Consider the following 13,698-nt stretch of genomic DNA (forward strand, 5'->3'; position numbering starts at 1 on the left):
GCATGTGCGGTGACCCCGATCGCGACGGGTAGGGGCCGCCGGTCAGGTGTCGATGTAGTTGCAGATCATTTGAATGGACGCCTCGATGACGCCGCCGGCATCCGGCGCGCCGACCACCGGTTCGCGGTAGGGCCGCGCGTAGTTGATGTGGTGGGCTGTGCCGGCCGGCTGGTTGACGACGGTCAGCGCGGTCTTCGCGGCTTCCAGGATGCCCATCACCGCCGGGTAGGAACTCTCCCGCGCGGCCAATTCGAACACAACGTTTGGATGGTAACCCGGAATCTCGCCGTCCAACGGATCGTCACACCGGTGCGGTTTCACCGTCCGCACGACAAGACCGGCGGAAACATCGCCGGGCATGTGATGAACAAACACGTTTGACGATGGTACCGGGAGAGGCGAATCCTTTAAAAGTTGCATCATCCCGTCGTGAATCATGAACAATCCTCCCTATTGCGGATCATTCTACATCGACAGGAGGCGTACGCAATCGGTTTTCTCTAAATAGGAGCAGATGATAGAATATTATCCCGTAACATATCCGACGGGGAATCCGTTCGATACCTGCCGCGCCGCGGTCGCAGCCGCGGGGTCCGGTCAACGGCGGACGAGCTGGCGGTAGAGCGCCGGCAGCGCGGTGGTCAGCCGCTCCACATGGGGGAAGATGGCGTAGGCGCCGCGGCCGAACAGGGTGGGGAAATGGTCGCGGGCCTCGGCGTCCACGGTGATGCCGAACACCGCGACGCCCTCCCGCCGCGACTCGCGGATGGCCATGCGCGTGTCCTCGATGCCGTAGCGCCCCTCATAGTGGTCGACATCGTTGGGCTTGCCGTCCGACAGCAGGATCAGCAGTCTCTGGCGGTTGGGCCGTTCCGCGAGCCGTGCCGCCACATGGCGGACGGCGGCGCCGATGCGGGTGTAGTGGCCGGGCTTCAGCGCCTGGATGCGGCGCGCGACGCGGGTGGTGTGCGTCTCGTCGAAGCCCTTCAGCGTGCGCACCCACACCTGGTCGCGCCGGCGCGAGGTGAAGGCGAACAGCCCATGCCGGTCGCCGCAGGCCGCCAGACCGTGGGTCAGGGCCAGCAGCGCCTCCTTCTCCACGTCGAGCACGCGGCGGTTGCCGATCCAACCATCGGTGGAGAGCGAGGCGTCCAGCAACACGGCCACCGCCAGATCGGGGGACGCGTTGCGCGCCTGCAGCCAGACTCGGTCGTCGGCGGTGCCGCAGGCCAGCCGGTCGGCGCGCGTGCGCACCAGTGCGGCAAGGTCGAGATCGTCGCCGTCCGGCTGGCCGGAGAAGACCCGCCGCTTCGGGCGCAGCGCCTCGAACTGCCGGCGGACGCGGTTGATGCGGCGCCGGGCGGCGTCGTCGGGGGCCCAGTCCTCCCCCTCCTCGGCCGCGGTTTCGGCGATCACGCGGCAGTGGTCCGCGTGGAAGGTGCTGCGCGACCAGTCCCATTCCGGGTAGGTGAACTCGCCCGCCAGGGCGCCGGTGTCGGCGGCGGCCGGGGCCAGTTCGAGCTCAAGCTTCAGCCGGGTCGCGGCCTTGCGCTCGTGCTGGCCGACGGCGATCTCGTCCAGGTCGTCGGCGGCCTGCTTGGCGGCGTCCGCGTCGTCGTCCTCCACCTTGCGGTTGAGGTTCATCATCTCGGCGATGCCGAGGATCTTCTCCATCCGGTTCAGGATCAGCGGGTCGTCGCGCCGCGTGCGGTCGTTCGCCCGCCGCGTCGCCTTGCGGCGCCGGTTGTCACCATCGGCGGTGTTGCCGGAGCCGGTCTCCTCGTCCGCCGAGCTTTCGGGCGCCATGCCCTTGGCACCACCCACGGCCTCGCCCCACAGCGGCACCGGCAGGAAGGGGTGGTAGTCGGCCGGGGCCGCGCGCCCGCGATCGGGCAGCGGAACATCGGCTGAAGGGTCGGCGAGAAGCGCTTTGATGGCGGATTCGACCAAGGCCTCCGCCGCCGGAAGTCGCCGGACGGGCCGGATCGCCGCCAGCGCCGTGACCAGTTCGGCATGCAGCGGCCGCAGGCCGGGGAAGCGGGCGAGCGCCCGCCGCGTCGCGTCACGCGCCACGCTGATCGCCACGATGTCGGCCTGGAGCGGGTCGGCCGGGCGCTCCGCCGGCGGTTCGGCGTGGGCGAAGAAGGCGGCCAGCCACTCGTAAAGGGCGGCGTTGTGCCGGGTGTCGGGGAACAGCTCGATCCGCTCAGGCAGGGTCAGCGCCTCGCCGTCCAGGGTCGGGCGGTCCAGCCGCTCGACGCCAAGGCCGATGCGGCCGATCAGCGACAGCCGGTGGCCCGAGGCGCCCGGCGCGCCGGCGGCGATGCGCACCCCGCGGTCGCCGCCCAGCCCGCGGAAGAACACCGAAAGGCGCGGCTTCAGCGCCTCCAGCGTCACGGCGGCGTCGGGATGACGGGGGTAGCTGGCGCGCTCCCCCACCAGCCGGTGCCAGAGGCGGCCGATGGTCTCTTCCGGTTCGAACAGCGCGAGCATGGCCCTTACCCCAGCGTGACCTGGGCGACCCGGAGCAGCGCGTCGCGCACGTCCGGATCGTCGGTCAGCGGCTCGATCAGCGCCGTGCGGATGGCGCGGTCCGGCTTGATGCCGGAGCGGAGGAGGGTGGCGCAATAGATCAGCAGGCGGGTCGACACCCCCTCTTCCAGGTCCTGGCCCTTCAGGGCGCGGAGCGCCCCGGCAAGGCGGACCAGCGCGGCCACGCGCGCTTCCGGCAGGCCGCTCTCGGCGGCGACCACGCGCGTCTCCAACTCGGGCTCGGGGAAGTCGAACTCCACCGCCAGGAAACGCTGGCGGGTGCTGGGCTTCAGCGCCTTCAGGACATTCTGATAACCGGGATTGTAGGAGACGACCAGCATGAAGCCCGGCGGCGCCTCCAGCAGCTCGCCCGTGCGGTCGAGCGGCAGGACGCGGCGGTCGTCCGTCAGCGGGTGGAGCACGACGGTCACGTCCTTGCGCGCCTCGATCACCTCGTCGAGGTAGCAGATGGCCCCCTCCCGCACCGCGCGGGTCAGCGGCCCGTCCACCCATACCGTGTCGCCGCCCTTGATCAGGTAGCGGCCCGTGAGGTCGGCGGCGGTCAGGTCGTCGTGGCACGAGACGGTGTGGAGCGGCCGGCCCAGACGGGCCGCCATGTGCGCCACGAAACGCGTCTTGCCGCAGCCGGTCGGCCCCTTCAGCAGCAGCGGGAGCTGGTGGCGGAAGGCATGCTCGAACAGCTCGCACTCGTCGCCGGCGGGAAGGTAGTAGGGCAGCGGGGCGGCCGCGTCGATGGCGGCCAGCACGGCGGGTTTCATGGCGGGCTCCGGAAATCGGTGTGGAGAATGACGGAGGTCGGGTCCGGGTGCCGCGACTGGGCGTCCGGACCCGACCTCCGCAGCGGCTCACTCGGCCGGTTGCAGGCCGTGGCCGACGGCGGCGGGCTTGCGGGCGCCGACCGGGCCGAAGATGGCGTAGAGGAAGAGGACGACACCGGCGAACACCGCCACGCCGGAGCCCAGCCGCATCCAGTAGAAGATCGCCAGCTGGTCCTGCACCTCCATGTAACCCATGCCCATCACGCGCTGCAGATGCACCTGCACCACGCCGGCGACGGTAAGGGCGAAGGTCATGAAGGCCATGCCCGACGACATCAGCCAGAAGCTCCACATGTTGAGCAGCTGGTGATACGGCGCGCGGTTGCGGAGCTGCGGCATGGCGTAGGTGATGATCGCCAGGTTGATCATCACGTAGGCGCCGTAGAAGGCGAGGTGCCCGTGCGCCGCCGTGACCTGGGTTCCGTGCGTGTAGTAGTTCACCGGGGCCAGCGTGTGCAGGAAGCCCCACAGGCCGGCGCCGAAGAAGGCGAAGACCGCACAGCCCAGCGACCACAGCAGGGCCGCCTTGTTGGGGTGCTGCCGGCCGCCCTTGTAGACCATCATGAAGGCGAACACGACCATCGCGAAGAAGGGTGCGACCTCCAGCGTCGAGAAGAGCGAGCCGATCCATTGCCAGTATTCGGGCAGGCCGATCCAGTAATAGTGGTGGCCGGTGCCCAGGATGCCGGTGAACAGCGTCAGCGCGACGATGGCGTACAGCCACTTCTCCACCACCTCGCGGTCCACGCCGGTCATCTTGATCAGCAGGAAGGAGAGGATGGCGGCCATCACCAGCTCCCACACGCCCTCGACCCAAAGATGCACGACCCACCACCAGTACATCTTGTCGAGCACGAGGTTGGCCGGGTTGTAGAAGGCGAACAGGAAGAACAGCGCGATGCCCCACAGCCCCATCAGCAGGATGTTGGTGATCACCGTGCGCCGGCCCTTCATGACCGTCATGGTGATGTTGTAGAGGAACATCAGCGCCACCACGACGATCGCGGCCTTGATCCACAGCGGCTGTTCCAGGAACTCGCGCCCCTCGTGCACGCCGAACAGATAGCCGACGACCGCGGCCAGCGCACCCACGGTGAACAGGCCGAGCTGGACATAGGCCAGCAGCGGGCTGTGCAGCTCCGCCTCCGCCTCCTCAGGCACCAGATAGTAGGCGGCGCCGAAGAAGCCCATCAGCAGCCAGACGATCAGCGCGTTGGTGTGGATCATGCGGATGACGTTGAAGGGCACCAGCTCCGACAGCGTGCCGGGCAGGACATAGACGGTGCCGGCCAGCAGACCGCCCAGCACCTGCACCGCGAACAGCCCCATCGCCACGGCGAAATAGGCCAGTGCGACCTTTTGGGTTTGGTACTTCATCGGATCGGGTTCCTTCTCAGCCGGACAGCTTCGGCGGCCAGTTCTGCGCCTTGATGGTGTTCACCCAGCGCAGGAAGGCGGCAAGATCGTCCAACTCGCGTTCGCTCAGGTTGAACTGGGGCATCTGGCGGCGGCCCTCGATGCCGGTGGGCTGGGCCTTCATCCAGGCCTTCAGCGTGTCGCGGGCACCCTCGGGATCGTCCTTGCCGCCGAAGCGCTCCCACACATTGACCAGCTCGGGCGCGAAATAGGCGCCTTCCCCCATCAGCGTGTGGCAGTTGATGCAGGCGTTCTTTTCCCAGACATGCTTGCCGCGCACGACCTCGTCCGACAGGGTCGCGGCATCTGTGGAGGTGTTGATCGCGTAGGTGTGGCTGTAGGCCACCAGCCCCACGAACACCACGAAGAAGAACAGCGACCCGCCGAAGAAGATATTCCGCGCGGCCGCCTTGGTGAATCGTTCAGACATCGGTCGTGTCCTCGTACGAGTGATGCGGCAGACATCCCCGTGATGATCGAATGCCTCGGGCGACCATCGGGCCGGCTGACGCGGCGGTCGCGGGCGCGGATACGGGATCGCCAGGGGGTGTCCCTTCATGACCGCGGCGGCCCATCGTTTCCTTGACGGCGGTCAAGACCGGACATGGCGGCCGGACCTATGGTCATACGGTCCCCGAAGCCCCGGAACCGAGGTCCCATGGACGCGAACATCGAGCCGCTGCTGGCGAGACTTCCCATCCTTGCCGGGTTGCCGGAGGAGGACCGGCGACGGTTGGCCGGCTACAGCGTCAAGGTGCCGTTCGCCGCCGGCGACCGTCTGCTCGGCACCGACGCCCCGCCGGATCGGGTGCTTGCCCTGCTCGACGGCATGGTTGCGGTGGACGGGCCAGGGCGGTGGGATGCCTTGCGGCCGCACGCCATGCCCTTCACGGTCGGCGACCTGATCGGGATCGAATCCGTGCTGGAGGGGGCCTGTCCGGATGCCGGCGCGCTGGCATTGACGGACGGAGCCGCGCTGGCGATCGCGGCCGAACCCTTCCGCAACCACCTCACCGCAAGATTCGACCTGCTGCTCGGCCTGCTCGCCGCCACGTCGGCACGGCTGCGCCGGACCGTGCACGGCATCACCGAGATCAAGCTGCGCTCCACCACCCAGCGTCTCGCCGGCTATCTGGTGGAACTGGCGGCGGCGCGGGGTCGTGCCGGGGGTGTCGGGCCGCAGCGCCTGGTGCTTCCCTGCGAGAAGCACCGGCTGGCGGAGCGGCTGGGCATGCAGCCCGAAAGCCTGTCGCGGGCCTTCGCCAGGTTGCGCCCGCAGGGGGTGACCACCGGCCGCAACGAGGTGGTCCTGATCGCCGATGTTCCGGCGCTGGCCCGCTTCTGCCGGGAGTCGGAGGCGTCCCTCGACCCGTGACCAACAGCCCTCGTCACCAGCGAACCCGATGCGAGACGCCATGCTCTGCACAGCGAAGGTCTGCACCGTTCCCGTCGCCGGTCCGATTCCGGACCGTTGCCGCAACCGCGTCTGCCGGCGGCGCCGGTTGGATCCGCGTTCCATCCTGGCGCTGCCGATGTTCGAGGGCGTGCCGGCCGCTCCGGTGTTGCGGCTGCTGGACGGGGCGTCGGTGGAGATGCACCCGCCGCGCACCGTGCTGTTCGACGCCGGCGCAACGGCCGACGCCTTCCACATCCTGCTCAACGGCCGCGTGAAGCTGTTCGCGCTGACCGCCGACGGCAAGGAGAGCGTCGTCGAGATCATCCGTCCGGTGTCGAGCTTCGCCGAGGCCGCCATGTTCGCCAGCGGGGTCTATCCGGTCGGTGCCGAGACGATCGAGCCCTGCGACCTCGTGCGGGTGCGGGCGTCCGGTTTCCTGGACGGCCTCCGGGCAAACCCGGATCTGGCGCGCCGCATCCTGGCGGCGCTGTTCCGTTGGAACCGCCGGCTGGACCGCGAGCTGCGGATGATCAAGGAGACGCCGCCGATCCGCCGGGTGGTCGATTACCTGCTCGAGCTGGCCCCGGACGGCGAGGGCGGTGCCGTGTTCGAACTGCCGTTGAAGAAGACGGTCATCGCCAGCCGCCTGGGCATGGAGCCGGAAAGCCTGTCGCGCGTGCTGGCCCGCCTGCGCGAGGTCGGCGTCCAATCCAGAGGCCGCGTGGTCGAGATCGCCGACCTCGGTTTGCTGCGCCGGTTCGATGCGGGCGCCGCCGCAGCGGAACGCTGACCGGTCCGGCCATGGCGTACCGGCCGGTGTTTGACCATCGTCAAGGTTTCCGGGGGCGCCATCGCCGACCTTCCGGAACGCGCGACGGCGCAATCTCTCTCGAGCGAACGCTGCGACTTCCGGGCCCCGCACCGCCGGTGCGGGGCCTGTCCTTTCATCGGAACACGCCATGACCCAGGTTCAAGCCGTCCTTCTCGTGATGACCGCCGCCTGCATCGCCACCGGGGTGGCGCTGCACCGGCAGAAGGCGCTCGGCACCGGCGGTCTGCTGCTGGTCACGCTGGTCGCGCTGGTCATCGCGGCGGCCATGTTCTTCGCGCAGTGAGGGCGACCGGAGTCGGGCAGGATCTAGTACTTAAGTTCCAAGCAACCGTCAAAAATCATACCTAGGTTTGATCTGGCTCATTCGCAACGATGGCCCGTCCAGCGATCCTCACGCCGCAGGATCGAAGGAGGAGACCATCATGGGCGCGACACTGGCCAGACCCGATGCCGAAGCGGTGGGTTTCGTCCGAACCCAGCCGTTCTTCCGCGCCCTCGATGAGCGCGCGTTCGACAGGCTGGTTCGTGCGGCGGGTCTGCGGGTGCTGGACGCCGGCGAGGACCTGTTCCTCCAGGATGACGAGACGGACGAGTTCTTCGTGCTGATCAGCGGCACGCTTGAGCTCTACCGGACGACCGCCGACGGTGAGGAGGCGCTGATCCGCATCGTCGGCCGGGCGGAGGCCTTCTCGTCCGGACTTACATTGTCCTTCGGTCCGAACCCCTTCAGCGCCCGTGCGGTGGGCAGCGCGCGGGTCATCACGGGGTCGCGCGCGGCACTGCTCGCCCTGATGCGGGTGCAGGGGGCGGCGGCCGTGGACTTCGCCAGTTCCATGTCCAGCCACATCCGACAGTTCGCCGACCACATCGAGGAATTGCAGGTGCAGCCCGCATTGCAGCGCCTGACCCATTTCCTCGAACGCACCGGGATCGAGCCGCGGCAGGTCGATGCCGGGGCGCTGCCCTACAAGAAGGTGGTGATCGCGCGCGCCATCGGCGTGGCGCCGGAAACGCTGTCGCGCCTGCTCGGCAAACTGCGCCACGCCTGCCCGGACGCCCGTCCGCTGGCCCGCGCCTGCTGACGGAGGGCCCGCGGCTTCAGTCGCGAAGCCCCAGCCGCCGGGCGAGACGGAACAGGTTGCTGCGGTCGAGCCCCAGGGAGCGCGCCGCCTGCGCCCAGTTGCCGTCGTGGCGGTCCAGGCGATCACGGATCATCCGGCGTTGCAGGGCCTCCACCGCGTCGGACAGCCGCGCGTCCGCCGGCGGGACCGGGGCGGGCGGTGCCACGGCCGCCGCCGGAAGCGGCGCCCGGTCCGGCGCGCCGTCCGCCAGACCCAGATCCGCGGGCTCCAGGGTCAGCACACCGCCCTCGGCCGGGCGGGCGACCCGGGCGCGGATGGCGCCGCGGCCGATGGCGTGCTCCAGCTCGCGGACATTGCCGGGCCACGGGTAGCCCAGCATCCACCGCTCCGCCGCCGGGGAAAGCCGCAGGTTGCGCAGCCCCAGCCGCGCACGGTTGCGCTCCAGGAACAGACCGGCCAGCCGCAGGATCTCGCTGCCGCGCTCGCGCAGCGGCGGCACCCGCAGCGGATAGACGCTGAGCCGATGATAGACGTCGGCGCGGAACCGTCCCGCGCGCACCTCGGCCGCGAGATCGCGGTTGGTGGCGGCGATCACCCGCACATCCACGGTGATGTGGCGGTCGGAGCCGACGCGCTGGATCTCGCCGTTCTGCAAGGCGCGCAGCGTCTTCGCCTGGACCGGCAGCGGCAGCTCGCCGACCTCATCCAGGAACAGGGTGCCGCCGTCGGCAAGCTCGAACTTGCCGAGCCGGTCGGTCACCGCGCCGGAGAAGGCGCCGCGCGCGTGGCCGAACAGCTCGCTTTCGACGAGCGCTTCCGGCAGGGCGGCGCAATTGACGTAGACCAGCGGCCCGGCCGACCGGCCGGAGCGGCGGTGCAGCCGTCGCGCCACCAGCTCCTTGCCGACGCCGGTCTCGCCGAGCACCAGCACCACGAGGTCGCTGGCGGCGACCGAGTCGATCTCCATCGACAGGGCCGCCATCGCCGGGCCGGCGCCGAACGCATCCAGCACGTCCTCCAGGGGCCTGGCGCCGATCGGCTGGTCGTCGAAGCCGGCCGACGCCCCGTCCCAGGGCGCCGCCATGGACCGGCGCTCCACCGCCGCGGCGACGTCGGCGGCCAGCCGCGCCCAGGCGGCGATGCGCCCCTCGCAGCCGTCGAAGCGCCCCTCGCTCAGCGCATCCAGCGTCAGCATGCCCCAGGGCCGTCCGTGCACCGACAGCGGCACGCCCACGCAATCATGCACGTGGAGCCGGTCGCCGGCATCCGGGATCAGGCCGTCATAGGGGTCGGGCAGCGCGCAGTCGGCGGGAAAGCGCAGCGGTGCGCCCCCGGTTTCGGCGATCGCCCGCAGCCGTGGGTGGTCGTCGAGGGCGAAGCGCCGGCCGAGCGTGTCGGGGCTGAGCCCGCGCGTGGCGAGCGGGACGAGCCGGTTCGCCCGGTCGTCCCGCCACAGCAGGGCGCAGGCATCGCAGGGCAGATGGGACGCCATCAGCTCGAGCAGCAGCGTCCACAGCCGTCCCGGGTCATCCAGCGCCCGCAGCAGCAGCGCCACCTCGTCCAGCCCAAGGGCTGTTGTCGAATCGACCGCATCGTTGTCCATCCGACATCATACCGCCGGTGGTCCGTTCGACAACAGCCCCCGCATCGCGCGCGGGAATCCAGGCGCGCCGGCCCTGGCATGGGGGTTGCTCAACTGTTGCGACATCATGCCGCGCAAAAGGATCGCCCCTTCATGCTGACGCCCGCCCAGACCGCCGTGATCAAGGCCACCGCGCCCGTCGTCGCCGCCCACGCCAGCCGGATCACCGGCACCTTCTATCCCCTGATGTTCGAGCGCCATCCCGAGGTGCGCTCGGTCTTCAACCAAAGCCACCAGCGCAACAGCGCGCAGCCCGAGGCGCTGGCCAACGCCATCATCGCCTACGCCTCCAACATCGACCGGCTGGAGGTGCTGGGTCCGGCGGTGGAGGGGATCGTGCAGAAGCACGTCTCCCTCAACATCACCCCGGACCAGTACGCGATCGTCGGGACCTGCCTGATGGAGGCGATCGGCCGGGTGCTGGGCGACGCGGTGACGCCGGAGATCGCCGATGCCTGGGGGGCCGCCTACTGGCAGCTCGCCGAACTGCTGATCGCGGCGGAGGAGAAGGAATACGCCCGCAAGGCGGCCCTGTCCGGCGGCTGGCGCGGCGCCCGCCGCTTCCGCATCGTCGAGAAGACGCCGGAGAGCGCCGTCATCACCTCCTTCCGGCTAGCCCCGGTCGATGGCGGATCGGTGATGGACTTCCGGCCCGGCCAGTATCTCGGCCTGCGGCTGACCGTCGATGGCGAGACGGTGCACCGCAATTACAGCCTGTCGGCGTCGCCCAACGGCCGCGAATATCGGATTTCGGTGAAGCGGGAACCGCAGGGACTCGTCTCGGGCTACCTGCACGACCGTGCCCGCGTGGGCGACGAGCTGGACGCCTATCCGCCGGCGGGGGAGTTCGTGCTGAAGGACGGGGCGGACACGCTGCTGCTGATCACCGGCGGCGTCGGCCAGACCCCGGCGCTGCCGCTGGCCGAGCAGGCGCTGGCTGCCGGGCGCCGGGTGATCTACGTCCACGCCGCGCTGAACGGCTCGGTGCACGCCTTCCGCGGGCACATCGACCGGCTGGCGGCGGCGAACGACGCCCTGACGCCCGTCTATTGCTACGCCGACCCGTTGCCGGGCGACCGCCCGCACATGACCGGCCTGCTGGACGAGTCGCGGCTGGCCGGGTTGCTGCCGAAGGACGGCGGTGTCGCGGCCTATGTCGTCGGGCCGAAGCCCTTCATGGCGGCGGTGATCGGGGCGCTGACGGCTCTGGGCCTCCCGGCCTCCGCCATCGTCCATGAATTCTTCGGGCCGAAGGAGGCGCTGGCCTGACCCAGAGGCGGGGCCGGGCCGTCGCGTTCCGGGCGGTCAGCGCGGGACGGACAGCTTGGCCCCGCTGGACTTCAGCGTGTCGATCATGCGCGTCTGCTCGGCCTCCGGCGTGTCGACCGGCACGACGAAGCAGATGGTGGCGATGCAGCGCCCGGCGGCGTCGCGCACGGGTGCCGCGAGGCAGGTGGTGAAGCGGTCGACCAGCGCGGTGGTGCGCGCATAACCCTCGGCGCGCGCCCGCGCGATGTCGGTCAGGAACTCGTCTTCGGCGATGCGGCGGCCGTCGGGCAGGGTGAAGTCGGCGCCGGGGATGAAGGCGCGGATCTCGTCCGGCGACAGGTGGTCGACCAGCAGCCGGCCGGACGCGGTCCAGGGGATCGGCACCTTGATGCCGATCTCCGAGCTGATGCGGAACATGCGCCGGCCGGGCTCGTTCAGCACCACCAGATATTTGTCCCCCTCCAGCGTGCAGAACTGCGCGGTTTCCCCCACCGTCTCGGCGAGGTGGGTGACCTCCGGCCGGGCCTTGCGGATCAGGTCGACGCTGTCGAGATAGTCGCTGCCGTACCAGTGCATCGCCGGCCCGAAATAGACGGCACCGTCGCCGTCGCGCAGCTCCAGCCAGCGCGCCTCCGCCAGCGTGTTCACCAGCTCGTAGACGGTGGAGCGCGGGGTGCCGGTGTCGCGGGCGATGTCGGCGATGCGCGCCGGGGTGCGCAGCCGGTGCAGATGCTCCATCAGCGCGATCACGCGGTCGATGCCGCGGGCCCGCCCGTTCGCGCGCCCGGCCGCTGCAACGTCCGCCGCGCCGTCCGCCCTGCCGTCCGTCATGAAAGCCCTGTCCCCGTGCGTCGCGATGGCATCGCTTACCACGCCGATTTTCGGCTTGCCAGCGGTGTTTGTCCGATATACCGTTCTCTTGTCCGAAATACAAGATCACAGTCCGAAATATCGGACAAGCCGGAGACGGCGGCCGATAGCGGACGAACGACGGAGGGGGCTGATGAAACCGATCGCGCGCAGTCTGTTCACCGCAACGTTCGGGGCGGCGCTGACCGCTGGGATGCTTACCGCGGGGATGCTGACCGCGTCCTCCACCCCGGTCCTGGCGCAGCAGCCCGGCTCCGTCATCACCGTCGCGACCATCGGCGAGCCGCCGACGCTGGACCCGGTGGGCGTGACCGCCGACCTCGTCAGCATCATCACCCAGCATGTGTTCGAGACGCTGTTCACCTTCGACGCCGAATGGAAGCCGGTGCCCCTGCTGGCCTCGGCGCTGCCGCAGGTGTCGGCGGACGGCAAGAGCTACACGATCCCGCTGCGGTCCGGCGTCACCTTCCACGACGGCAGCGCCATGACCGCCGACGACGTGGTGGCCTCGCTGGAGCGCTGGACCAAGCTGTCGCCGCGCGGCAAATCCGCCGCCGCGATGATCGAGGGCATCGCCGCCAAGGACGGCACTTCCGTCGTCATCACGCTGAAGGAGCCCTACGCCCCGCTCATCGCCCTGCTGGCGATGAACAACGGTGCGGCGGTCGTGGTGCCCAAGGCGGTGATCGACGGCGCCAACCCGCTGAAGGCGCTGACCGGCACCGGCCCCTACAAGCTCCTGGAGCACAAGCCCGACCAGTACATCCGTCTGGTCCGCCACGACGGCTACGCCTCCCCGCCGGGGGCGGCCAGTGGTTACGGCGGGAAGCGCGAGGCGAAGATCGGCGAGGTGCGCTTCGTCCCCGTGCCCAACGCCGCCACCCGCGTGTCGGGCGTGCTGGCCGGCCAGTACCAGTTCGCCGACAGCCTGCCGGCGGAGATGCAGAGCCGCTTCAAGACCACGCCGAACGTCAAGCCGGTGATCGTGAAGCCCTTCGGCTTCCCGCTGATGATCATGAACACCAAGACCGGCGTGCTGGCGAACCCCAAGCTGCGGGCCGCCATCCTGCAGGCGGTGACGCCCGGCGACATGATGCTGGCCGGCTTCGGCGATCCCGCCTTCATCGCCAACGAGGGCTCCATCTACGGCCCCGGCACCGTCTATTACGACGCCGCCAGCGCCAAGGCCTACACGCAGCAGGATCCGAAGAAGGCGGCCGACGCCGCCAAGGCCGCCGGCTACAAGGGCGAGCCGATCCGCATCATGACCTCCACCCAGTACGACTTCCTGTACAAGATGAGCCTGGTGGCCCAGGCGCAGCTCCAGGCGGCCGGCTTCACGGTGGACCTCCAGGTGCTGGACTGGGCGACGCTGCTGCAGCGCCGGGGCGATGAGAAGGCATGGGATTCCTTCTTCACCTACCACACCTTCGTGCCGGAGCCGTCGCTGATCACCGTGCTGAACCCCAGCTACCCCGGCTGGTGGGACAGCCCCGCCAAGCGCGAGGCGCTGGCCGCCTTCAACCGTGAACAGGACCCCGCCGCCCGCAAGCAGAAATGGGTGACGCTCCAGTCCCTGTTCTACAGCGAGGTGCCGACGATCAAGGTCGGCGACTTCTACAACCTCGCTGCGGCCACCGACAAGCTGAAGGGCTACACGCCGACGCCCTGGCCGTTCTTCTGGAACGCCGAACTGGCGAACTGAGCGCCGAACCATGACCCTCTCCCCACCGGGGAGAGGGTCAACCCCGCCCACCTCCAGGACCCGCCCCATGTTCGTCTACATCGCGCGCCGGCTGGCCGGCATGATGGTGGTGATG

General features: G+C 69.7%; 13 protein-coding genes. 6 read left to right on the forward strand and 7 right to left on the reverse strand.

Going from position 1 to position 13,698, the window contains the following annotated elements:
- Window positions 1-42 precede the first annotated feature (42 nt).
- The 5 genes from HL658_RS32095 to HL658_RS32115 all read right to left on the reverse strand — a co-directional run bounded on the left by HL658_RS32095 (window position 43) and on the right by HL658_RS32115 (window position 5,217).
- Window positions 43-438, reverse strand: a complete 396-nt coding sequence (locus HL658_RS32095; RefSeq protein ID WP_180284859.1) for a hypothetical protein — start codon at window positions 436-438, stop codon at window positions 43-45.
- 159 nt (window positions 439-597) lie between these two features.
- The gene (locus tag HL658_RS32100) at window positions 598-2,493 is read right to left on the reverse strand and encodes a nitric oxide reductase activation protein NorD (RefSeq protein WP_180284858.1); all 1,896 of its coding nucleotides are present in this window, start codon (window positions 2,491-2,493) and stop codon (window positions 598-600) included.
- A 5-nt stretch (window positions 2,494-2,498) separates the two neighbouring features.
- On the reverse strand, window positions 2,499-3,311 hold the full coding sequence (locus HL658_RS32105; protein WP_180284857.1) for a CbbQ/NirQ/NorQ/GpvN family protein: 813 nt from the start codon (window positions 3,309-3,311) through the stop codon (window positions 2,499-2,501).
- An 87-nt stretch (window positions 3,312-3,398) separates the two neighbouring features.
- The gene (locus HL658_RS32110) at window positions 3,399-4,748 is read right to left on the reverse strand and encodes a cbb3-type cytochrome c oxidase subunit I (RefSeq protein ID WP_180284856.1); all 1,350 of its coding nucleotides are present in this window, start codon (window positions 4,746-4,748) and stop codon (window positions 3,399-3,401) included.
- A gap of 16 nt (window positions 4,749-4,764) precedes the next feature.
- On the reverse strand, window positions 4,765-5,217 hold the full coding sequence (locus HL658_RS32115; RefSeq protein WP_180284855.1) for a c-type cytochrome: 453 nt from the start codon (window positions 5,215-5,217) through the stop codon (window positions 4,765-4,767).
- Window positions 5,218-5,445: 228 nt separating this feature from the next.
- Here HL658_RS32115 and HL658_RS32120 point away from each other — a divergent pair, with 228 nt between their 5' ends.
- The 4 genes from HL658_RS32120 (at window position 5,446) to HL658_RS32135 (ending at window position 8,097) form a co-directional block, all read left to right on the forward strand.
- The gene (locus HL658_RS32120) at window positions 5,446-6,162 is read left to right on the forward strand and encodes a Crp/Fnr family transcriptional regulator (RefSeq protein WP_180284854.1); all 717 of its coding nucleotides are present in this window, start codon (window positions 5,446-5,448) and stop codon (window positions 6,160-6,162) included.
- A gap of 127 nt (window positions 6,163-6,289) precedes the next feature.
- Window positions 6,290-6,973 (forward strand): cyclic nucleotide-binding domain-containing protein, encoded by a 684-nt coding sequence (locus HL658_RS32125; RefSeq protein WP_180287703.1) that lies wholly within the window; start codon window positions 6,290-6,292, stop codon window positions 6,971-6,973.
- Between the two features lie 169 nt (window positions 6,974-7,142).
- Complete coding sequence (locus tag HL658_RS32130; RefSeq protein WP_180284852.1) at window positions 7,143-7,298, forward strand: hypothetical protein; 156 nt, start codon at window positions 7,143-7,145, stop codon at window positions 7,296-7,298.
- 139 nt (window positions 7,299-7,437) lie between these two features.
- On the forward strand, window positions 7,438-8,097 hold the full coding sequence (locus HL658_RS32135) for a Crp/Fnr family transcriptional regulator (protein WP_180284851.1): 660 nt from the start codon (window positions 7,438-7,440) through the stop codon (window positions 8,095-8,097).
- Between the two features lie 16 nt (window positions 8,098-8,113).
- Here the strand turns inward: HL658_RS32135 and norR are convergent, their stop codons facing one another.
- Window positions 8,114-9,700 carry a nitric oxide reductase transcriptional regulator NorR gene (gene norR / locus HL658_RS32140; protein WP_180284850.1) on the reverse strand — a complete coding sequence of 529 codons (1,587 nt, stop codon included), beginning with the start codon at window positions 9,698-9,700 and terminating at the stop codon, window positions 8,114-8,116.
- A gap of 132 nt (window positions 9,701-9,832) precedes the next feature.
- On the opposite strand from norR, the gene hmpA reads away from it, so the two are divergent.
- Complete coding sequence (gene hmpA / locus HL658_RS32145) at window positions 9,833-11,008, forward strand: NO-inducible flavohemoprotein (protein ID WP_180284849.1); 1,176 nt, start codon at window positions 9,833-9,835, stop codon at window positions 11,006-11,008.
- A gap of 36 nt (window positions 11,009-11,044) precedes the next feature.
- Here hmpA and HL658_RS32150 read toward each other — a convergent pair whose 3' ends face one another.
- Window positions 11,045-11,839 carry an IclR family transcriptional regulator gene (locus HL658_RS32150; RefSeq protein WP_180284848.1) on the reverse strand — a complete coding sequence of 265 codons (795 nt, stop codon included), beginning with the start codon at window positions 11,837-11,839 and terminating at the stop codon, window positions 11,045-11,047.
- A gap of 172 nt (window positions 11,840-12,011) precedes the next feature.
- On the opposite strand from HL658_RS32150, the gene HL658_RS32155 reads away from it, so the two are divergent.
- A complete protein-coding gene (locus HL658_RS32155; protein ID WP_180284847.1) occupies window positions 12,012-13,583 on the forward strand; it encodes an ABC transporter substrate-binding protein in 1,572 nt (523 codons plus the stop codon).
- The last annotated feature ends 115 nt before the right edge of the window (window positions 13,584-13,698 follow it).

This window comes from Azospirillum oleiclasticum (assembly GCF_013423485.1).
Classification (GTDB): Bacteria; Pseudomonadota; Alphaproteobacteria; order Azospirillales; family Azospirillaceae; genus Azospirillum; species Azospirillum oleiclasticum.